A 22,641-nucleotide genomic window follows, 5' to 3' on the forward strand; every position below is an offset into this window, starting at 1 on the left:
ATACAGTGTATATAATTAAAAATGGAGAGGAAATAGAGATAGAAAAACCTCTAAAACAAAAAACATTTTGGTATGAAACGTGGTTGAAATTCAAGGATTTTTACCAGATAGATTGAATATAATTTTTCACTAACGGGTGCTTTACAAAATTTGGCCATCATTTTGATGGGCAATATTTTATCTTCAAAACATTAAGTTGATCTCAGATATGCATTGTGAAATGTTACACTTAAACTAAAGCGGCATTTTACTTGAAGAAGTCAAATAAAAAAGTCGGTTCCTTAATGTACAGGGGAATTCGACTTTTTTATGTTTGAATTTGCTTAGCGTACAAAACTTCCGAAATGTTGGCGATTCACCATTTAGTGTTTTTCTGTTTCAAAAAGCAAATGATAAAAATCAATTTTAAAATCTTCAATGTTTGTATTCATATATTGATCATAAAGTTTTTGACATACTCTATCCGTTGGGTAGTGAATCTTATCTTTACCATCTGTTGCAGCTGTATAGATTACTTCAACTGCTTCATCAGCTAATGGGAATTGTGCATTGCCATCCAAAAGATACTTTCTTTGATTCTCTGATGCCTTTTCATATCCTGTAACATCTTTATGGGGAACTTGGAAAGGTGTATGTGTTCCTCCGGGAATCATGACTTTTACTGCAACATTAAATGGCTTTAATTCATAATAAATAGATTCACACATCGATGTTAAAGCTCTTTTAGCAGCACCATAAACACCATCTAATGGAAGTGCGATAATTCCTGCCAATGAAGTTGTTGTTAAAATTGTTCCACTTTCACGCTTCTTGAAATACGGAATAAATTCTTGAGTGACTAGCATCGTTCCGATCACATCAGTATTGAATAATTGATGAATTTCTTCTTCTGTTGCTACTTCCATTGGTGCCATTAACCCATAACCAGCATTATTAAACAAAACATCAATATCATACTTTGAAATTGCTTCTTGACATGTTTCGTGAATTTGTTTTGAGTTTGTCACATCTAAAGGCATAATTATAACATTTGGAAGTTTAGCTAAGTCCTCTCCTTTTGTTAAATTACGCATAGTTGCAATGACTTGCCATCCTTTTTCTGCAAAATATTCAGCTGTTGCTTTACCAATACCTGATGATGCTCCTGTAATAAAAATTGTTTTCATAAAAACATTCTCCTTTTGATCTTATTTGCAATAGCTTTGAATTATTGTTTCTGAAAACATTATATGTTAGTATGCATCATAATTAAAATTCTATTTTTATGATGAGGAGATAATCAATAAGTGATGTTGAACCGCAACCTTGAAATATTTATAAAAGTAGTTGAATATGGAAGTATTACCAAATCTGCAAAAACTTTGTATATAACTCAACCAGCAGTAAGCAATGCTCTTTCCAAATTAGCAACTGATTTAAATGTGAAATTGTTTTTCCGTGATAAGAGGAATGGACTTTTATTAACAGATGTTGGTCATAAAATATTGACCCTGGCTAAACAGATGCAGGATATTGATAATAGAATTTACCAAGCAGCATATAAGGAGAATAATTTAATTGAGGGACGATTACGAATTGCTGCTCTTACCTCTCTTACGTCTACAATCGTATCAAAAGCATTAAAAAAATATCGTACTCTATATCCCGATGTTACAATAGAAATCAAAGAGGGGACCCCGAATGATATTTTTAGGATGGTTGAAGACCATACAGTAGACTTTGCGGTTTCGTGTTCGCCATTTGGAAAATTTGATTCTATTACATTGATTCACGACCATATTGTGGCTATGCTCCCTGAAGACAATAATGCAATATCATCCATAGATTTGAATATGCCACCCAATACACTGATCATTAATAAACCCGCTTATGAAACGATTATTGAACATATCCCTTATAATAAAATTGTAAATGCAGATAAGATTTTATTAGTTCAAAATGCGGAAACGGCTATCAATATGGTGGCTGATGCTATTGGCATTGGTATCATTTCGGAATACACCTTAGATACTTTGGCAAGAGGATTTTCAAAATATCCTATCAGTCCCACAATATCATTTGATATTGGAGTGTTTGCAAACGATTTAGATGATTTAACCCCTGTTGCATTTGAATTTGTTCGTATAATAAAGGAAAATTCATAGGTTGTTACTGACATTTTCTGTTTAGATAAATTATTTGCCAAGGAGTCTTACACTGGTAATATTTTGATTATTGGTTGATTTATTATAGAGGATGTTCGTTCAGTTAAATTTAATCAAATTATATCAATAGAGGAATCTTATAAACCACAATTGCTTATGTATTATTGGAAACATCTAAAGTGCCTTGTTGCACTAACGGGTGCTTTAGCAAAATAAGGCTGTCTCCTGACAGCCTTTATTGTTGTTATTCAATTAAAGGGGCAGTTTAGTTGAAGAAGAAATTTGAGATATAGTATATAAAAATCACTAAAAAGAGGTAGTAAAATGATATATCAACTGTATTTTAGTGTGTCTGATGAACATGAAAAAATTGATTATTGGGTTCCTTTGATGAATTATTTTTTATCACAATCAGATACCATAGAAATCCATTGTTGGAATGAAGAAGAAGTTGTTGTCGAGGAAACAAAATCAGTACTTAAAGGCTCATTTGAAACAATCACGGAAAACAACCTTACTATTTTCAAGGGAAATAAAGTACTAGATGTTGTAAAACATTTATTGTCTAACAATGTAAATATGGAAGGAAAGATAAAATGGTTCTCTATTTTTCTAAGTAAAAATTCCACTACTATTTTTCATTCCGAACATTGGGGTATGGAATTTTTTGCACCCAATGTTAACGAAAAAGATATAGCCTTCATTAAATCGGTAATGCCTATCGACACGAACTTTAATCAGTATAAATAAACCAGATTACTACTCCCTTCTTCAACTACTATGGAAGAATGGAATTTTTTATTCCATATTCTGTGGTGAAGCAAGGCTTCATGGATGGCTAACTGGTGCTTTACTTCAATAAGAATAATGTCTTATCACAAGGAAATACTACTTATAATTAGGTAGGTGATTAGATGAAAAAAATATCAGTAATTTTTTTACTATTGCTATTATGTCTAACAACGGTGTTTTATGTAAATTGGGAAAGTTCAACAAAAGCAAAGTTTGCAGAGACAAATGAAAACACCGTAGTAGCGACATTATCTGCTAAAGTAACAACAACTTTTGAAGAACATGGTACACCAATTAGTAACTCTCGAATTATTGTAATAAATTCATTAGGTGAGATAATTGGAACAGAATTAACAAATTCTGATGGCGAAGCAAAAATACCTGTTTCAGTTCACAAGGACCCTAGGTTCCTAATGAAAAACATGGGGGAAGTTACTGTAATAGCAGTTGCAAATGGGTATAACGAGCATATTAACTTCAGTGTTCCAATAAATGAATTTAGCGATAATACAGGAAGTGTTTCAATTCCTCTTTGGAAAATAGACCCTAACAGACGAAATGAACCTCAATTTATCCACGGAAGTTTTCATCGTTTAACTGTTTTTGAAATGCTTGATTATTATGCAAAAAAAATAGGATTAAAGAGACAAAATATCAAAGAAGATTCTATATTACCAGTTCCTTGTTCAACTAACGGGTGCTTTAGCAAAATATGGCCATCATTTCGATGGTCTATTTTTATGTCCAAAACATTAGATATGCATTGTGAAATATTACACTTAAACTTAAGCAGCAGGTTAGTTGAATAAGATAACAAAAGGAGTATTTTTTTGGATAACCAATAAACATGTCGTTTTGATATAGATTATAGAAACGGAGATGTTGAAATTAAATTAAATGGAGATGGTCAAGATATCTATTTCATATTTATGATTGCATTCGTTTCAATACCTTCGTTTTTTTATGTACTTTTACAGCTATGGAACGGGAAAACAAACAAAACTGAAATAGACGGTTTCGGTTTTGCGGTGAGATATTATTTAACTGTAGAGGAGAAAAATCTATGTATTGAACGTCTAACTTTTGGCGAAAATAGTCAACCGATTTTTTACAATTATAAATTTGATTTTGAGAGATTTGCTAAAGCATTAGATAAAGGATTTTCTGAGTATCTTCAAGAACAAAGAAATAAAGGAATACTTCCCCTTAAAGTTGAAGAACATTCTCACCCCTTATCGAAGCAAGTAATTAAAGAATATGAAGAATTCTCGACCATCATCAATGAGGGTAAATTAAATACTAATAGGATATTTGGATGGGAGGCGGTGGAAGGTAATATTTTGCTAGATGATTCTCATGCAGGTTTCTTTCTAAACTCTGAAAAGGAAGGTATGCAATTTATCATAAAAAGAGATTACACAAGAGTTTATAAACTGGGTATATTTGTTATATGTTACCGTGGAAAAGGAATAGAAGAAACAGTAGTACAAACAGTATTTGAAAATATGGTAGATGCGGTTAATTGTGTGGAGTTACTGGTTCAAAGCTTAGAAAATGGTTATGGTAAAGATACATTAGGTATTTAAAAGAGAAGTTGCTTATCAAATAACGGGTGTTTTACTTCAAGAAGGAGTAAAGCCTTTTTTCTTATTGAACTAACGCAACAGGTGAGTTGAAGAAGGTGTAGAATAAATCACTAAAAATACAATTTAAAAGAGGGATATTATGGACCACTACCAAATTGTAAAAGAAGTAATTAATGAATGGGACCCGAAGCACCTTTTACGTTACACATCTGAGGATGAATATGATCCAGAAATAAATCTCATTGTTTCGCTATTACCAACTGTAACTTCTGTTGAAGAATTAGCTGTAGTGATACAAAATGTCTTTGATAAGATGTTTTCAGTTAGTGAAGCACATTCGATTAATAATTGTTATCCAAATGCATTAAAAATTTGGAACAAAGTTAATAACAAATTTCCAAATGTAAAAAAACGACATAATAAAAAGTAATATTATTAATCTAACGATTACTTTACTTAAAGAAGGAGTAAAGCATTTTTCTTATTGAACTAAAGGGGCAGTTTAGTGCAACAAGGACTATCGTCAGATTTACAACGCTAAGTAAAGAAATGTTACCAAACGACGCCTTGGGAATGTTATAATGATAGCTTTTGAAACTTTTATAATTGAATCAACGTAAATATAGTAATTATTGTAGGGAGGGAGAGAGGAAGGGATTTTTATTTATTATTTTTTATTTAGTTTAGGTGTGTTATTTGTTATAGGCAGTGCGATTTTTTTTATTCGTATGTATAGAAAGAGAGAAATTAAGTTTTGGTCGACGATTAAAATGCTCAGCGGTTTTCTAATAGGACTCCTAATTTTATGGATGACTGTTCCAAGTTTAAAATATGTAATAACGAAAGACTTTGATGTTGTTAATGGCAAATGTACGATAGAAATATCTTCATCTGGTCGTTCTTCTGATTCGACATTTAATATGATTGATACCGATGATCAATTTAGTTTCAGAGAGATTCCTGAACTTGATGCTTATGGCAAATCAATCCCTTATTACTGTGAGATTACGGTGACCAAAGACCATATGTGGGAAATGGATTATAAAATTTACGATTTAAAGACAAGAAAGCTTATGGATTCACGCAAAGGTGAGTAGCTTTTTCTTTGAAAAAATAAGAAGAACAATTATACATACGCAGCTGAAAAAACGTTCCCAAATAAAAGTTTGAGATTACATATAACCTCTTAGAATCTCTAGGAGGTTTCTCTTTGTTTAACTTTAACAGCTTTTTATGCAAAGTCTTTTGAAGACGGATACCACAAGACTTTCTTTATACTTCACCCTCAGAGTTGTGAACTTATATTGGAGTGTGAAGATTTCGACTCATATACAGAATGTACAAAAGAAGAGGATTAGTTTAGTTTATGAAACATTGTACTTAAACTAACGGGTGCTTAGTTAAAGTTCAATGAGTTACTTTAGCAACTCATTTTTTATTGAACTAAAGGGGCATATTAGTTGAACAACGAAAATATCAAATCGACTCTTTTATTGTACTAACGAGTTTCTATAGAGAGGACAGAAAAATAAAAATGAAATATTTTACTAAAGAATGGTATGAACTGTGTCAAAAAACAAGTTTTCATTTACTTTTAGAGGAAGAAAACCAAGCTGAAACATTTTCAGAAGAGTTTTTTCTACACCTTTACAACACTGAGTTAAATACTTGGCTTAATTTACAAGAAGAAATTGATTCTATAATGAAAAATAACGAAACAGTAAATACAGATGATAATAACGAGTATGAGCCTTTTAATAGAGATAAGATAATCGAACAATTTCATGATGGTTTCATTCATAATCAAGAGCATTTAAAAAGGGAATTACCAGAAACTATATTAAATCAGATAGCTGATTTAAGGGTATTTGCTTTAAATAAAGCAACTCGTCCGGTTATGAACGCTGTAATTCAATTTTGTGAGAATAATGAAAGATCCGTAACCGCCACGAGCGAGGATTATAGAAAATACATAGAAGAAGCCTCTAATACATTAGACAAAGAGATTATTAAGAGATTTAGATTTCATGATTGTACTATAATAAAATCTGTTCAGAATGATATGTCCTTAACATTATTCCTTGATAATACAGGTGGATTTACAAATATAGTTGAAGTCAATTTTGAAAATTTTGATATTATAAAGCAAGATGATTTATTGGAAGACACATGGTGGCTGTATGAAGAAGTATACAAAAGAAATGACACATACGAGTTTCACGTCTTGCTTCAAAATAACAAAACGGGTTTAATGGACTTTATTATTTCTGCTGATCAAGTTTCCTTTACAAGTAACCAAAAAAATCTTTAGTAATTCTCGGACTTAAAGGGATAGATTTTTGCTTATTATTATTCAACTAACGGGTGCTTTACTTCAAGAAGGAGTAAAGCATTTTTTTATTGAACTAAAACAGCAGGTTAGTCGAAGAGTGTGGTTTAACTTGTGTTCACAAATCGGTCTATTTTGTTAACTATATAAAATTGACTGACATTTATAAATATTGTGATAAAATAGTTGTAAAGGGGTGGACCTTGTGGATAAAAAGAAAAAAATATTTATATTTGCTTTCGTAATGGGTGTTATTTCAACAGCCTTCGTAATACCATTGCTGAGTGCGTTGGGCGCTCCTTCGTTTGATGTGGTATTAACTGTCCTATTTGGAGAAGGAAATATCTGGGCTTCAGTCTTTTCTATAATATTAATCCTTCTAATCACTGTTGGTGCCGGAAAAGCTATAAAAAGCTACACCTAAAACAGCAAAATCAGATAAGGCTTCTTAAGTTTCTGTTCTTATTAAGATAACGGGTGCTTTACCTCAAGAAGGATGAAGCATTTATTTCTTATTGGACTTACAGTGCAGTTTAGCGGAAGAAAAGGTTTTTTAGAAGCGTGATGAATATAGTTAATAAATGGTGATAATTCTATTCAACATTTTCTTGGAGGAGAGATAATTTGAAGAGAATCATGATTTTATTGTTTACAATAATGCTTTTTACAGCTTGTTCGGAAACTACAAATAATGATTATAGATTTAGTGGAGAAAGTGAACATTGGGAAGCTGAATACTCCTATAAAGGAACAGAGAAATGGGGAGAAAAAGCAGGAAAAAAAACATATTCAAACCAAGATAACTTTGAATTTGTATTAAAATATAAAGATTCTTTAGAAGAGTTGTCTTCATTACAAAAACTTGAATACTCATATGAAACTAATAGTAGTGGTGGGAAAAACACTGAAGAGTTCACGGAACCCCCGCAAACAGTAATATTTTCAACTTCAGGTGCTTCAAAAGGTGGGGCAAAGGTAAGTGAAGACGAAGTTATAAAAGTAAATGTAAAATGGGACGACTTTGAAGAGTCATTTGAACTGCACAATAAGAGTAAGTAACTCTGTTGGACTACCGGGTGCTTTAGTTAAACATGGCCATCATTTTCGATGGTCTATTTTTGCGTTCAAAACCTCAAGTAGAGCTCAGAAATCCATTGTGAAATTACACTTAAACTAAAGCAGTAGTTTGATTGAACAGGGTTAGCTTTTAATAACAAATAATATAGTAAATAAATCAAGGGGGAAATAGTATGACACAAAATGTTTATAGAATTATAGGAGCGATATGTATTTCACTCAGTGGTATATTCTTTACTGCTGAAAGAATTGCTGAAAGATTGTCTGTTGCTGTTACTGATGCTGGATTCGCTTCTGCGGGAATTTCAACATCTGGTATGATGAATTACCCTGGTTTTTTTGATAACTTTTTTGTCTGGTTCTTTTTCTTAATTGGGTTAATACTAATAGTTATTGGGGTTTCAAAAAGAGAATAAAATACTGAGGAACTTCAACTACCGGCTGCTTTACTTCAAGAAGGGGTAAGGCTTTTTTTCTATTGAACTAAAGAATAAGATTGTTTAATAAGAAGTGAAAAGTAGGAAATACTAATACATGAATTTTCGAACAGAATGGAGGTAGAAAACTGATACGTTTAGTAATTGTCTTAATCCTGTTAAATTGTTACCCAATGATAATTATGGCAAAAGAATTAAAGTATAATCATGATAGCAAAACCATATCCGAAATACAGGAAGAAGTTGACTTTAACGTTTTAAGTCCAAAAAAGATTCCTGATGATTGGACATTAGATACCAAAACTTCCCCTTGGATAATGCTACATTATATGGATAGCAAGGACTCAAAGTTGATGGTCGTCATTGATTTAAGAAAAGGATTTCGATTATTCGATGACGATTTTCCTTATCATCAGCAAGTTGATATAAACGGAAACAAAGGTTATTTTCAGGAATGGGGAGACAGTGGTGAATTTGATAAAAATGGAGACACCATCACAGGTGGCTTACTTAATTGGATTCAAGATGGTACTTCTGTAGAAATGAATAGTTCCAGATTATCCAAAGAACAAATGGTAGAAATTGCAAGGTCAATGAGATAACGTTTTTCAACTAACGGGTCCTTTACTTAAAGAACATTGAGCTGCCTATGTGGACTTTTTTCTTATTGAACTAAAGCGGCATGATAGTTCAATAAAGTAGTGTTGGAGTTCTTGATATCTTAAAGGGCTAGAGGCGTTAATCTAATAATGGATTAACGTTCTTTTTTTGTGGAAATTTAAATCTTGAAGTAAAACGTGACGTTTTCATTTTAATTTACGTCTAAGTATATAAAAAGGGGTGAACATTTTGGAACAAGAAGAATTAGCTAAATGGTTTGATCAATACGGTGAATCCGTTTTAACCTACATACTATTAATATTGAAAGACTATCAACATGCAGAAGACTTAACGCAGGAAACTTTTATAAAAGCTTATAAAAATCAACATAAATTTGAACAGAAATCGACGGTGAAAACGTGGTTATTCTCTATTGCTTTTAATGTGACAAATGACCATTTTCGAAAAAAACATCCTTTACAACATTATTTGGATATTACAAAAACAGAAAAAGATTACAAGCCAATACCTGAACAAATCGTAGTAATGAATGATCAAACTGAACAATTATATAGGGCCATTCAACAATTAAAACCTTCTTACAAACATGTGATCATTTTGAGGAAATTAAAAGAATTCTCTACGGAGGAATCATCTATCATTTTAAACTGGTCTGAAAGTAAAGTGAAAATGACTTTAAAAAGAGCTTTAGCTGCACTTAAAAATGAATTATTAGATGGAGGGTTTACCTATGAGAACTTTTTTAGATGAACAATTTAGTGATTTAGAACAAGAATTAAAGATAACACACAAATCCAAAAATATATTAAGAAAAAAAATATTAGAGAATACAGTTACAATCCCCAAAAAAGTTCTTAAAAATAATCGAGTTTGGCAATATAATACTATCACTGTCATTTTAATAGTAGCCGTTATAATTTTTCTTGCTATACAGCCATTAGATACAATGAAGCAAGCCGAAAATAAAGTGTCAGGTAGTAATGAGATATTTGAACCAACAGAAGTTGAGATTAATGAAAATTTCGCAACACAAGCAGAATTAAAAACAGAAATAGAAAATAATGACTTTCTGAATAGTTTTAATAAAGTTGACGTTGCTTTGAAAGAGGAATCCCCAAATAGTTATTATTTCAAAGAGAATATGGATTTACACAATGGGGATCTTTTTTTATTAAATAGAAAAAATAATGGTTTGCATTTAAAAAAAGGAGATTATGTTGAGATAGATTTATCCATGATACCTGATGGCTTCAGTCATACTGTAGTTGGATATATATTAGATGGGAAATATACAGAGACTTTTTCGGAACCCGTTACTGATAAACTGATAACCTCTTTTGAAGTAGATGAGGATGGGGAATATATAATTTGTATAATCGGGGCTAATGCAAACTTTATAACAATTACGGGTGGAGTTATCTCAATAAATTAAGTTTGATATATCTATGGACAGGTATGCTCTTTTAGAAAAAAACATTAAATCTATTCTATTCGTCCACTTATCTTTGGGCACAAGTGTTGTGATTATATTTATATTGTTTCTTGAATCAAGATTTATTTTCATAAATTTCACTTCTTAGTTGCATCAACCCTTATCTCATTCATTGGATGGGGATGGACGAGATTTTAAGAATATATTTTAGGGAATTTCAAGGGTAAATTATTATTCCTTTAATATTAATTAGGAAATCTAAAAAATGAGACCTTTTTCAACTAATGGTGCTTTACTTCAAGAAGGAGTCAGACATTTTCTTTATTGAACTAACGCCGCCGGTTAGATAATTTAAGAAGCAGATATAATAAGATGTCAGGAAGAGATAGTTAATAATAATATAGGGCAAAACTTGGAGGAGACTCTAAGCTTGGAAAAGGAGAGTGTTGAATGAATAAAATAATTTTTCCCATTTTCGCCATATTGATTGCTGTGGTTTTGGCTGGATGCAATAGTTCCTCCAGAACGCTTAGTCAACCAGAAGGTAAAATTATTGTAGATGACGCATCCTATTTAATGATTCAAAGTAATTACGAATGGAAAGAAGGCGACATTGAAATTAAGACACAAAGTTCTCCCGATGTATATGAATTAGTTGATTATTTCAAAACACTAGAAGTAGAAAAAGGAGATATATTAAAATTTGAAATTGATAAGAATCCTACTTCCATTACGGTAACTAAACTGAATGAAGATGGGTCAATTGATAATGTTGAAATTAAAGATAATAAAATAACCGCGCCATCTAAAGAGGGGTATTATATTTATGAACTTCATACAATTTGGGATAGAGGAAAAGAAAATTTCGTTTTTGATATTAATGTAAAATGAAAGTAGATTAGAGCTGTGGAACAATCCTAGAGCTTTTTTAGCTTTATACGAAGCTATTTCTAAACTTAACTCCAGATTCCATGGTATGTTTTACTATGGATTCTAGCTGTATCTTATCATTTTACAAAATCAAATGGAAGAAGGAGATTTATTAATGGTTATATTAAAAGATGACCCAAAAGATCCTATTTGTGAAGTTGAACTAAATATAGAGTCAGTTACTGAACAAAGTGTAGTTTTCCATATATGTTTCCGTTCTGGTCACATTTTCCCTACTGTTCATTCCAGAAGAATAAGATGTTTGAAAGAAGATTTTCTTGAAATGTTAGGTGATTTAAAACAACTTAATAATACGCATTTAAGCATGCTAGAGCATAAAGATCCAGGATTGTGTATTTACCACATCCCTCATTTTGGCACTTATTACTATCCTACACACGGTTTTCTAGTTCCTGATAAAGAGTCTGTAAGTGAGTGTCAATATACATTAATTTTTGTTTTAGATGCAGGCGAAATGAATCATTCAAGAGCAACAGGGAATGGTCCTGCATTATGTCTAAAAGTTAATATGGAACAAATCAATGAATTCTCAGATAGTTTGGCACATCAGGTAAATAGCTTTGAGTTGTAACTAAATGACCTTGTTTATATCAACTATGAATTACAAATGAACATTTTTAATGCAAGAGTTTAAATAGTAATAAAAAGCAAGTTCATATTCGAACTTGTTTTTTAAATCTGTATATTTTAAATTTATCTACTCTCTTCGTAAATTTTATCAGCACTAGCATATAACCCATTCATCTTTTAAAGGGTGATTATGCAGGATAATCGATGTCCAATAGCCATCACGTAAAAAGTGTAAATCTTCCACACACTACGATCACCTACTTTGTTCTTTTTCAATTGTACAAGTTATAGTCATAAATGATACCAATCATACAGCAGCCTTACGAAGAATTGCATAGTTAAACAATTAAACTAACGCGACAGTTTAGTTGGATAAGCAATTACCAGTAGGATAGTTCAAGAAAAAGTATAATATTCTGAAACTAATAGAATGTTCAATCGTAAATTATTTATTGAATGTTTAAAAGAGAGGCTGAAGTTAAGAGGTATACTTTCTTATTTGAACTATTAAAGTAAACGAGGAAGTGTAAAGATGGATCAGCGAAAAAAATATTGGCCAAAACTCGTTGTGATAGTTACAGGAATATTCTTGTTCCTAGTAGTTGGATTAGTAGTTGGAGCTTTCTGGCTTCTCGGTGAATTTAGGGAGTCATTAGTCACCGATAAAAAAGAAGAGGAAAAGATAACGGCTCAAGCAAAACAATACCTACAAACAGAATATCCAAACATGGATTACGAATTTTCGTATGTCCTTTATGATGTTGGGGAGCAGCACGGTAATTTCGATTATGCTGCAATAATTATAAATAAAGAAACACAAAAATCGTTCATGGTTTATGAAAACAGATTTACCAAAAAAGTAGAAGATGATATCTCTATTCAAGAAGCAACAAAATTCATTGAACAAGTTACCCCGAAAGTTAAAAGTTATATAAATGAAAAATTCGGAGAAACACAGGGGATAGCATTTACACCTTCGGATGATATAGAAGGCATACCTGCACTTAATGTCAACTTAAATAACAAAAAAGAAGAAATAAACGAAGAAATGTTTCTATCTTTAATTGATTATCTACAGCATGAATTAAATATAGAACATGCAACTGTAAATATTATGTACCATAATCAAGTTGAAAGCTGGTCTGAAGAATTTTGATCTATATATTAGATTTTAGGTTCGACGGTGGTGAAACTACATCTAACCAATTGAAATTTTAATAAACAACAGCAGACTGAAATAATTAGACATGTATAAAAAATTGCCTCCATAAAAAGGCAATCGCTATGAGGGAGAAGATGTTGTTAGAAAGTACATTATGTTTAATATGATGAGGATTACTACTATAGCTATTGCTCCCTTTTTCAGACCTATTCCTCCCTTATTTGTTATATATTAAATCTATTAATGCGGAACCAAAAATATTCTACTAATATGTCTATTCAAAAACAACAATCTTTACGAAAACAGCCTCATTTAACCATCACTTGTATATCTAATGGATATAGCTTTGTTGAATTAACGCGGGCTTAAGTTAAACAAGACCATCATTTCAAAGTTCTTTTATTCGTCAAAAATTTTGAAAAATTCCCAATAATATTGAAACCTTAATTGAATTCAAACGTATTAATGTATGGGAGCAGCTAATTGAATAAAAGTACTGGAACAGGTTTGTAGGGTAGTTAGTATCGAAAAATGTGGGAGGGGTAAATCGTGTCTAAAATAGATCTATTGACGGTTACCCACGATCCCACTGGAAAGAAAAGGCATTCAATGAGTTACAAATAGAATTTGAAGGTATTTATTCGGAGCTGTTCATCGCGATTAGTGAAGAGTCGTCAATTGAATTAATTAAGGAAATGGAAATTAGCATGTTTAACGTTAAAATAATTCCTAAAGAAGGGGCAGCACAGGCACGTAGAAATGTTTTAGATTTTGGTCTCACTGGTAAAGGTCAATATTATCATTATTGTGATTTTGATCGAATATTAACTTGGGGAAAGAACCACTTAGAGGAATTAAAAAATGTTGTATTAGACATTCCAAATCATGATTATCAAATTTTAGGTCGTACCGAAAGAGCAATGCAAACACACCCTGTCGAATGGATTGCAACAGAAAAAATTACAAATAATATCTGTTCTTTAGAACTAGGAAAACAAGTTGATATTACAGCTGGTTCTTGTTCTTTTTCAAGGGAAAGTGCTGAATACATAAACAGTTATTCCAAAGAAAAAATGACAGATGCTGAATGGGCAATGATTGCATTTAGAATAGCAAAGTTAGACATAGACTATCGACCTGTGGAAGGCTTGGAATATCACGAAGAAACGAATGGAATCTCAAGGATTATTAGTGATACTGAAAAATGGTTAAGCCGATTGAAACTTAGTTTAATTATCAGTGAAACCGCAAGTAAAACAGGCAAATAATATTCCTTTCTCAACCAACTATTGCTTTACTTCAAAAGGAGTAAAGCATTTTTTCTTATTAAACTACTGTTCAGGTTACTTGAAGAAGGGGTGCACATAACAATACATATGATTTGGGGTGAATTTACTTAAGGATCAATAATTTAATAATAATTATTGAATGGACAATTGCGAGAGTTTACGAGGATTTTTCATTTGCAAGGGCACTAGATAATACGCTAAAGCAATAGGTTAGTTCAATAAAATTTTAAAGACAACAAGTAAATCACTAGAAGGAGTGTTGTAATTGAAAGTTTTCTCTAAACTTTTTACAAGTACAAATATTAGTAGCATGAATATGTTTCTTGGTTTTTTGATTTTGTATACGATTATTTCAGATATAGAGCCTAATATATTTGTTATTGCAATTATTACAATACTTTTTTGGTTAGCGAATTCATTGCAAGTTACCAAAGAAAACAGGAAGTAATACACTCCTATAATTACAAGGCTCTATTCTAGTTTTTTAGTAGATAGTATTGAAACAACTACTGCTGCAGTACTTGCTTCTTTAGGGACGGTGCATGAGAAAATTATGAAAGAAAGAAGGTGATTCCATGCGAAAAATTCCCAATAAACGTGCACAAAGTGTGAAGGTGAAACAACGTTCAACTATTACATTTCGTATGAACATACTGTTTTTCTCGATATTTATACTTTTTACAGTGCTAATACTAAGATTAGGCTATTTACAAATCGTTAAAGGGGAAGAGTATACAAGTAAATTGGCCCAAGGTGAAGAATTCCCGGTAAATACTAGTGTACCCCGTGGTCGAATTTTCGATAGTGAAGGACGGATTATGGTTGATAATCTTCCATTACGAGCTATAACGTATACAAAAATGCAAACAACGAAGTCCAAAGAAATGTATAAGATTGCAGAAAAATTAAGCGTTTTAATAGAAAAGAAACCAAACAATATTACCAAGAGTGATTTGCAAGATTTTTGGTTGAAAAAATATCCAAAAGAAGCCCTTAAGTTGGTGACGGATAAAGAGCGTAAAGCGATAGAAGCAGATGATAAATTAGATAAAACAGAGAGGAATAGAGCAATCGACCGTTTGACTCGAAGTCGAATTACGGAAGAACAGCTGAATTCTTTTAATCCAGAAGAATTAGAAATAATTGCTATATTTAGAGAAATGGCCTCTGGATATGCACTATCTCCTCAAATTATTAAAGGAGATGACGTAAAAGAAGAGGTAACAGTGGAAGAATTTGCACGAGTCTCAGAAAGGCTGGGTGAATTAGAGGGAGTTAATACGACAACCGATTGGAGAAGAGTAAAAACTTCTTCACTAGCTATATTGGGCACAACTACATTGCCAAAAGCAGGTATTCCAAAAGATCGATTAGATTATTTTCTATCCAGAGGCTATTCTCGAAATGACCGTGTAGGTACAAGTTATATAGAACAACAATATGAGGAAGTGCTCCAAGGTCAAAAAAGTGTGGTCACTAATATTACGGATGGAAAAGGAAGAGTTAAAGATATTCAGACAGTTTACGAAGGTAAACCTGGAAGAGATTTAGTGTTAACAATGGACAGTGAAATTCAATTGGCGCATGAAGAAATACTAGCAGAAGAACTACTTAAATTTAGTAAAAACAGTGGTGGTCATTATTTGCAGAATGCTTATTTTATCATGATGGATCCTTATACAGGAGAGGTACTTTCACTAGTAGGTAAGCGAATTGGAAAAAATGAAGAAACGGGTGCAAAAGAAATAGATGACTACGCATTTGGTGCATTTACAAATGCATATGAAGTGGGATCCACTGTAAAGCCAGGTACCGTACTTACAGGTTATCGTGAGGGTGTATATCCAATCGGAGGCTCATTGGTTGATGAACCGATCCGAATAAAGGATTCGCAACCAAAAAGCTCTGTATTTAACCGATTAGGAAGTGTTCGAATCAACGACTTACAAGCGCTAGAGCTATCTTCCAACGTATATATGTTTAAAACGGCATATGGAGTTGCCGGCAGTACTTATAGACCAAACCAGCCTATTAATTTTGGGACAGATGCATTCCTTAAAATGAGAAGTGGTTATGCTCAACTTGGACTCGGAGCATTAACAGGTATAGATTTGCCTGGAGAAGTGAGCGGAAAGACAGGTGGATTTGAAGATGGTAAGCTGCTGGATTTAAGCATTGGACAGTTTGATACGTACACTACATTGCAATTAGCCCAATTTGTTTCTACGCTTGCTAATGGTGGGAATAGAATTCAACCTCATGTAGTCAAGGAAATTAGAGAGCCTTCTGAGGATGGCATCCAGCTTGGTAACGTAGTAAAAGAAATTACGCCAACTATATTAAACACAGTAGATAACTCACGTGAAGAAATCGAACGTGTTCGTCAAGGTATGAGACTTGTATATTTTAGTCGAAAAGGAACTGCTTATAAAGCCTTTGGAAGCGCTCCATTTACTGGGGGAGGAAAAACAGGCACAGCTCAAGCTAGTTACTTTGATGCAGAATTGTGGGAATCATTTAGTACTGTAAACTTAACCCATGTCGGTTTTGCGCCATACGATAATCCCGAAATAGCATACGCACTCGTTATCCCACACGCTTCGTTGGAGTCATCATACAAAACAAATTTTTCTACGCCTTTAGCACGAAGACTTGTCGATAAATATTTTGAGATTAAGCAAAAAAACAATGCGACGTCTGTAAATAATTCCACTTCAGCTTCACTGATAAAACCAGCATTTACAAATGCGAAAATAGATGAAGAAGAAATAGAGGAATAACTCTCCAAAAACAAGCTAGTGTAAGATACAATTGTCTCAAAAATTGTGGTAAAAGAATATGATACGGCAATAAAATGGTGGATTAATAAAAAATGATTGATCGTGAAATATACACGATCAACCATTTTTAGTTAACAACTCCGGAGGTAGGACTCGAACCTACGACCAACCGGTTAACAGCCGGTTGCTCTACCGCTGAGCTACTTCGGAATAGTAGATATCTTACAAAGCTTATTATGAACTAAGTGTTTATAAAATATACAACCTTACACGAAAAGATAGTCAAAAAAACAACTAATATAAACCGACCATAATGCGAACTGCAAATTTTAAATTGTATATCATAACAAAAGATAAAATGGATACTTACCCACTATATTGTTCTAAGAAAGTTGAAGTATGTTGTTAAACTTGTATTCAAAATTAACGAATGACAGGGGGATTCAATGGATGCTGTGTTGTTAGATGGATGGACTCCTATATTGCTTAGCGGAATTGTGTTTGTAATTGGGATGTTTGTTATGTCCCGTAAGGTTTCAAGAAAGTCTTTATTTTCTACCTCTACTGTATTAAGTCTGATTTGTATAGGTGTGATTATTTATAGCGTATTCGGAGTTGGTGGTTGGGAAGGTATGGGACTGGGTTTATTTATGATTACTATTTTAGTAGGCATCTGGATAGGTACTGTTATTGGAGATCTCTTAAGCAGTTCAAATTTATAAGAATTACATCTTATTTAAAAAATAATACAAGTAAGGAAGCACCTACTATCTAGGGAGCTTCCTTATTTTTATCGTTCATACTTTTTGTTCATAAACCTCATTTAATCTGTTCTATTTTGGGGAACTCTGGATTTTCTAGGAGATCCTGACCACCGTGCATAAGATATAAATAAAGGCTTCCGTCAGGTATGGTCGTTGCTTTCAATAGCTGACCAGTCTCCTTAGAATAGAAATAACGATCATTATTAGTTGTTGGTGTAAGAAATTTAAAACCATTGTAATCATTAAATAACTTGTCAAAGTAACCTTCATCTACGTTCAAGAATATTATTGAATCTAATTTGTCTTGATAAAAATAAAATCTCGCAACACCATCATAATCCAATATGAAGTCTGCCCCACTACCATCCTCGTGATCATAAACTGTATAATTTGCACCTAAACGTTCTATTACTGTTGATTGAGAGTCACCTAGTGTTACTCCATTAAGATATAGAAACCCTTGTTCTTCTGAAAATGTGGGTTTGGTTAAATCTAATTGTAGATCGGTAGCTGATTGTTGTTCATTTTCTAACCAGATTTCGTTGAAGACAAACAGCATTGTGCTGATGGCTAAAACAGCCGTAATCACTATATAACGCCAATTAAGTTTTGATTTTTTTGTATTATTTTCTAATTCATTCACTACATTTCTCATGACTCGTTGTTTACTGCTTGTTAAATCCTTCACTTCTTCAGGAATAAAGTTATTCATTTAAAAGTACCTCCCATTCTATTCCTTTCAGTTGATTTCTTAATAGTTCTTTCCCGCGCCTCAATCGGGTTTTAACTGTACTTTCTGGAATAGATAAAAGATGAGCCACCTCTGTAATCGTCATTTCGTTAAAATAGAAATAAATGAGAACTTCTCGCTGTTTTAAGGGTAATTCTAAAATCGCTTCGCCAATTATTGCTTGCTCGTCTTTTCTAACCAGTTCGTCTGCATTTCTTTTCCCTACTGTTGAAAAAAATTTGTTCTGTAGTTGGATTTTTCTATAGGCCCAGCTTTTTAAATAATCCTTGCTTTTATTGACAGTCATTTTTGTTAAATAAGCCTTTAACTCTCCACGTTCTTCATAAGAATTCTGCATATGATAAAACTTTATGAATACTTCTTGTACAATGTCCTCTGCCGCCTGTAGATCCTTCACGTAGTAATAAGCCAAGCGTATTAAGGATTCTGTATATTGAAGCATTAACTCCTTTAAGTCATGAATAGTTAGCAAGATCATAACTCCTTTCGTTGTTATATATTAAACGATTACCAAATTAATAAGGTTTGGATTTTTTAAAAAAATTCAAGAAATTGAAAACATAATATAGAGATAAATCGTCCATTTAGTCATAAGGAAGGATAGGGGAGTGTTAGATGAATCGTATTTTGTTAAAGCAATAATTTCAAAAAGTTATGATAGAATATACTGATTATATTTGGATTGGTTGGCTGCTGAGGATATGGTAGAGGATGAATTTTTAACCTATTATCAGAAATGTGACTCGTATTTTAGCAAACCGTAATGTCGGGAAACCATTTTTTTTCTATCGTTTACAAGGTGAAGTCCATATGTTACTTTTGGGGTAAATATTAATAAAGGTGGTAAAAAGATGAAGTGGATTAGAATTTTAGGTCTTGTTGTCTTAACAGCTTTGTTAAGTATAGGTGGCACGTATTTTATTGTGGAAAAGAACTATGAAAAAGAAACTTCTAAAATTATTGAAAATGAATTAGATAGCAGTTTAAAAGAAGATGATAAAAGAGAGTTTGTATCGACAGTGGATTCGTCCTTTGGTGGGGAAAGTACTACTCATTCCAAGATGATTGATGAATGGACAAGTGGAAATGAACCATTTGTTGACAATCTAGTGGAAGATGTGATTCAACAAATGGCGCACCAAAAGATTATTGCTGAGGAAAAAGAAGGTTCGATTATGATAACAACAGAAAGAATCGACATTTTGATACAGATGGTAGAAGAAAATAAAGACAAATATAAGTATTATCAAGAATATTTAGATATATTAAAACGATGGAAAAAAGGTGATTTTTCAACAGTTGACGACGATCATAATGTTTTGATGCATATTCAAGGGACGAAAACTGGTAGTTTAGCAGGTTTAGCGACAGGTATCGCTACAGAAGAACAAGAAATATACTACATATTCCATGTTTTCGGTAAAGAGGTAGATGAAGTCTTTGGTTCGACAGAAAAACGGAATTAAATTTTGGGTATTAGATGGTAATTGGCAGTTAGGTTTTCATGTAATAATAACTATTGCAGATAACAAAGAGCATAATAGAACACAGTTTATTCAAACCTTTAAACTACAATTAATAAAAAGGATTTTCAACTAAACTGCCGTATTAATTAGTTCAAAAAGAACTTCAAACTTCTTAGGAGATATACAATTGGAGAATAACTCTTTTAATTTATAGAGTTTGTGAAGAAATGTACTTAAACTAACGGGGCAGCGCGACAAGTTTTGTTATAAGCACTAATGTGTGAAAAAACAAGGGATTTCTTCGGAAATCCTAACTTTATAACCGAGGATAGGAATGACAAAACCATGTATTTTGAAACTATCCCATTAAGTTTCCTGCATGCGTCATAATGGACAGATTGTGGGGTCTGAAGCTCAGGTAAAGTCGGCAGAACAAAGGCTGAAGCCACTCCCTACGGAAAAGGTATGCCAATGGATATGCCGGATGGCTGAAAAACTAAATATGGTGAGAATTTTCTTGTGGAAAAGAACAGACGAACTTCCGGATGTACGGGTCTAAAGTTAGAACATAAGGAAACTTGTGTACCATCCAACGATGGGGTGAGTGACGTGGAGTAAAAATTGCTTCTATGAAACACGCTATACCGAACAATGGCGGTATCCAGCTCACAGGCTTACAGGAAGCACCTAAGTTTAGAAAAAGATAGCTAGGTTATAAGGGACTTGGAAAGTAAGGAACGTTGACTCAAGGGCTGTCACCCGAAACGGTTGCTATAAGCGATTTGGCGAAATGCATTTGTCCTTATGAGGGTAGGGGTACGACCTGTGAAGTCTCTGTAATGAAGATGGAGGAACAGCCCCAAGTCTAGCGATACGTAACAATTATTTTTCAACTGTGCATTGCACCGGTCGGGTAAGAACGTGGGAACATCACTTCAAAGAGGAATGATGCCACAGTGCAAGCTCTCCGATATTGGGATTATTATGGGATGACAGACACCTTTACAGACTTACATCAACGAGCAAAAAATAAAGAATCATTCCATCTGCTATACGACATCATCACGTCGAGGAACAATATTTTATTAGCGTATCGTACAATCAAGTCAAATAAAGGGTCGAAGACCCCTGGAACAGATGGTAAAACTATTGTAGACATAGAGAAACGATCAGAGAACGAATTAGTAGAAGAAATACAAAGTAAGCTTAAAAATTATCGTCCAAAGAAAGTTAGACGTAAACTAATCGAAAAAGACAATGGCAAGATGCGACCTTTAGGTATTCCATGTATTCTGGATAGAATCATACAACAGTGCTTTAAACAAGTGTTAGAACCGATTGCTGAGGCTCATTTTTATAATCACAGTTATGGATTTAGACCTTTGCGGTCTACTCATCATGCAATGGCAAGAATTCAATTTCTAGTTAACCGGTCGAAACTCCATTACGTTGTAGACATTGATATCAAAGGGTTCTTTGATAATATCAATCATACCTTACTAATTAAGCAGCTATGGAATTTAGGTATCCGGGATAGACAAGTTATAGCCTGTATATCCAAAATGTTAAAAGCAGAAGTGGATGGTAAAGGTATCCCAACAAAAGGTTCTCCACAAGGCGGATTACTTTCGCCTTTATTGTCTAACATTGTGCTGAATGAATTGGACCAATGGGTAGCGAATCAATGGGAGCTATTCCCCCTCCATAAAAACTTAAAGACTAGGGGTCAACTTCTTGCAAAGAATCGTACACACTTAAAAGAAGGCTACATAGTTAGGTATGCTGATGACTTTAAAATCATCTGTCGAGATTGGAAAACTGCTGAAAAGTGGTATCATGCGGTTAAGCTTTATCTAAAAGAACGTTTAAAACTTGATATTTCACCAGAAAAATCGAAGATTATTAATCTGCGCAAGAATGAGTCTGCTTTTCTTGGCTTCACAATACGTGCCAATCGTAAAGGAAAAAAGCGAGTGGCACATACGTTTGTCAAAGCTGAAAAGATGAAAAAAATTAAGGCGGATGCAAAGAAACGATTAGAAATACTTCGAACATCGCCAACTACTCAAAATGCCATGCGCTTTAATAGTTTTGTCTTAGGGTTACACAATTATTTTAATAGAGCTACTCACGTCAACTTAGCGTTCTCACGACTTGCCTACGAAATAGGTGCATCTATGTACAATCGTCTTAAACCTATCGGTAAATATGAACATCCTAACAACCCGCCACCTGTCTATAAAAAGTTCTATGGCTTAGGCTCTAAAACGTATAAAATCGCCGGGGTATATCTCTTCCCTCTTGGGATAATCAAAACAAAAAATGTAATTGCTTTTACTCAAAGTATAACCCCATTTACCCAAGAAGGTCGAGTACAAATAACCACACGGTTGATTAAAGACATAAGACAGGAAATAGTATTGTTAATGGAATCAAAAATACCGACACGAAGTGTCGAATATATGGATAATCGGATTAGTAGGTACAGTA

General features: G+C 33.0%; 24 protein-coding genes and 1 tRNA gene. 21 read left to right on the plus strand and 4 right to left on the minus strand.

All coding sequences use genetic code 11. The features are described 5' to 3' along the window. Positions 1-362: 362 nt before the first annotated feature. Entirely contained in the window at positions 363-1,166 is an 804-nt protein-coding gene (locus ACIP9W_RS09925; RefSeq protein WP_400788686.1) for an SDR family oxidoreductase, read from the minus strand. Positions 1,167-1,289: 123 nt separating this feature from the next. On the opposite strand from ACIP9W_RS09925, the gene ACIP9W_RS09930 reads away from it, so the two are divergent. The 18 genes from ACIP9W_RS09930 to ACIP9W_RS10015 all read left to right on the plus strand — a co-directional run bounded on the left by ACIP9W_RS09930 (position 1,290) and on the right by ACIP9W_RS10015 (position 17,170). Continuing rightward, entirely contained in the window at positions 1,290-2,144 is an 855-nt protein-coding gene (locus ACIP9W_RS09930; RefSeq protein ID WP_400788777.1) for a LysR family transcriptional regulator, read from the plus strand. Between the two features lie 324 nt (positions 2,145-2,468). After that, positions 2,469-2,894 (plus strand): hypothetical protein, encoded by a 426-nt coding sequence (locus ACIP9W_RS09935; RefSeq protein WP_400788689.1) that lies wholly within the window; start codon positions 2,469-2,471, stop codon positions 2,892-2,894. Between the two features lie 164 nt (positions 2,895-3,058). Beyond that, the gene (locus ACIP9W_RS09940; RefSeq protein WP_400788691.1) at positions 3,059-3,745 is read left to right on the plus strand and encodes a hypothetical protein; all 687 of its coding nucleotides are present in this window, start codon (positions 3,059-3,061) and stop codon (positions 3,743-3,745) included. A gap of 120 nt (positions 3,746-3,865) precedes the next feature. Next, the gene (locus ACIP9W_RS09945; protein WP_400788693.1) at positions 3,866-4,522 is read left to right on the plus strand and encodes a hypothetical protein; all 657 of its coding nucleotides are present in this window, start codon (positions 3,866-3,868) and stop codon (positions 4,520-4,522) included. 139 nt (positions 4,523-4,661) lie between these two features. Continuing rightward, on the plus strand, positions 4,662-4,952 hold the full coding sequence (locus ACIP9W_RS09950) for a DUF1871 family protein (RefSeq protein WP_400788696.1): 291 nt from the start codon (positions 4,662-4,664) through the stop codon (positions 4,950-4,952). Between the two features lie 340 nt (positions 4,953-5,292). Then, positions 5,293-5,619, plus strand: coding sequence for a hypothetical protein (locus ACIP9W_RS09955; protein ID WP_400788699.1), 327 nt, complete (start codon positions 5,293-5,295; stop codon positions 5,617-5,619). 437 nt (positions 5,620-6,056) lie between these two features. After that, positions 6,057-6,833, plus strand: coding sequence for a DUF4085 family protein (locus ACIP9W_RS09960; RefSeq protein WP_400788701.1), 777 nt, complete (start codon positions 6,057-6,059; stop codon positions 6,831-6,833). A gap of 223 nt (positions 6,834-7,056) precedes the next feature. After that, entirely contained in the window at positions 7,057-7,275 is a 219-nt protein-coding gene (locus ACIP9W_RS09965) for a hypothetical protein (protein WP_400788704.1), read from the plus strand. 200 nt (positions 7,276-7,475) lie between these two features. Next, entirely contained in the window at positions 7,476-7,910 is a 435-nt protein-coding gene (locus ACIP9W_RS09970; RefSeq protein WP_400788707.1) for a hypothetical protein, read from the plus strand. Between the two features lie 191 nt (positions 7,911-8,101). Next, positions 8,102-8,344 (plus strand): hypothetical protein, encoded by a 243-nt coding sequence (locus ACIP9W_RS09975; protein WP_400788710.1) that lies wholly within the window; start codon positions 8,102-8,104, stop codon positions 8,342-8,344. A 203-nt stretch (positions 8,345-8,547) separates the two neighbouring features. Then, positions 8,548-8,967 (plus strand): DUF4367 domain-containing protein, encoded by a 420-nt coding sequence (locus ACIP9W_RS09980; protein ID WP_400788713.1) that lies wholly within the window; start codon positions 8,548-8,550, stop codon positions 8,965-8,967. A 238-nt stretch (positions 8,968-9,205) separates the two neighbouring features. Then, entirely contained in the window at positions 9,206-9,736 is a 531-nt protein-coding gene (locus ACIP9W_RS09985) for an RNA polymerase sigma factor (protein WP_400788716.1), read from the plus strand. After that, positions 9,717-10,418: a hypothetical protein gene (locus tag ACIP9W_RS09990; RefSeq protein ID WP_400788719.1), complete on the plus strand. Its 702-nt coding sequence runs from the start codon at positions 9,717-9,719 to the stop codon at positions 10,416-10,418. Before ACIP9W_RS09985 ends, ACIP9W_RS09990 begins: the two co-directional genes overlap by 20 nt. A gap of 450 nt (positions 10,419-10,868) precedes the next feature. Continuing rightward, positions 10,869-11,309, plus strand: coding sequence for a hypothetical protein (locus ACIP9W_RS09995; protein WP_400788722.1), 441 nt, complete (start codon positions 10,869-10,871; stop codon positions 11,307-11,309). Between the two features lie 154 nt (positions 11,310-11,463). Continuing rightward, the gene (locus ACIP9W_RS10000; RefSeq protein ID WP_400788725.1) at positions 11,464-11,940 is read left to right on the plus strand and encodes a hypothetical protein; all 477 of its coding nucleotides are present in this window, start codon (positions 11,464-11,466) and stop codon (positions 11,938-11,940) included. Between the two features lie 531 nt (positions 11,941-12,471). Next, entirely contained in the window at positions 12,472-13,095 is a 624-nt protein-coding gene (locus ACIP9W_RS10005; RefSeq protein ID WP_400788728.1) for a hypothetical protein, read from the plus strand. Between the two features lie 713 nt (positions 13,096-13,808). Continuing rightward, the gene (locus ACIP9W_RS10010) at positions 13,809-14,369 is read left to right on the plus strand and encodes a hypothetical protein (RefSeq protein ID WP_400788731.1); all 561 of its coding nucleotides are present in this window, start codon (positions 13,809-13,811) and stop codon (positions 14,367-14,369) included. Between the two features lie 596 nt (positions 14,370-14,965). After that, positions 14,966-17,170, plus strand: coding sequence for a peptidoglycan D,D-transpeptidase FtsI family protein (locus ACIP9W_RS10015; protein ID WP_400788734.1), 2,205 nt, complete (start codon positions 14,966-14,968; stop codon positions 17,168-17,170). 138 nt (positions 17,171-17,308) lie between these two features. Here ACIP9W_RS10015 and ACIP9W_RS10020 read toward each other — a convergent pair. Beyond that, positions 17,309-17,380: transfer RNA gene (locus ACIP9W_RS10020), tRNA-Asn, on the minus strand. Positions 17,381-17,616: 236 nt separating this feature from the next. Here ACIP9W_RS10020 and ACIP9W_RS10025 point away from each other — a divergent pair. After that, on the plus strand, positions 17,617-17,892 hold the full coding sequence (locus ACIP9W_RS10025) for a YesK family protein (protein ID WP_400788737.1): 276 nt from the start codon (positions 17,617-17,619) through the stop codon (positions 17,890-17,892). A 97-nt stretch (positions 17,893-17,989) separates the two neighbouring features. Here the strand turns inward: ACIP9W_RS10025 and ACIP9W_RS10030 are convergent, their stop codons facing one another. Together ACIP9W_RS10030 and ACIP9W_RS10035 are read right to left on the minus strand one after the other, a co-directional pair. Beyond that, positions 17,990-18,646 (minus strand): hypothetical protein, encoded by a 657-nt coding sequence (locus ACIP9W_RS10030; RefSeq protein WP_400788740.1) that lies wholly within the window; start codon positions 18,644-18,646, stop codon positions 17,990-17,992. Continuing rightward, the gene (locus ACIP9W_RS10035) at positions 18,639-19,157 is read right to left on the minus strand and encodes a sigma-70 family RNA polymerase sigma factor (RefSeq protein WP_400788743.1); all 519 of its coding nucleotides are present in this window, start codon (positions 19,155-19,157) and stop codon (positions 18,639-18,641) included. The genes ACIP9W_RS10030 and ACIP9W_RS10035 overlap by 8 nt, the downstream gene beginning before the upstream one ends. A 379-nt stretch (positions 19,158-19,536) precedes the next feature. Here ACIP9W_RS10035 and ACIP9W_RS10040 point away from each other — a divergent pair, with 379 nt between their 5' ends. Together ACIP9W_RS10040 and ltrA are read left to right on the plus strand one after the other, a co-directional pair. Then, positions 19,537-20,151, plus strand: a complete 615-nt coding sequence (locus ACIP9W_RS10040) for a DUF6241 domain-containing protein (protein ID WP_400788746.1) — start codon at positions 19,537-19,539, stop codon at positions 20,149-20,151. 989 nt (positions 20,152-21,140) lie between these two features. After that, a partial coding sequence (ltrA, locus tag ACIP9W_RS10045; protein ID WP_400788748.1) for a group II intron reverse transcriptase/maturase occupies positions 21,141-22,641 on the plus strand: 1,501 nt, incomplete at its 3' end.

This window comes from Psychrobacillus sp. NPDC093180 (assembly GCF_044754065.1).
Lineage (GTDB): Bacteria > Bacillota > Bacilli > Bacillales_A > Planococcaceae > Psychrobacillus.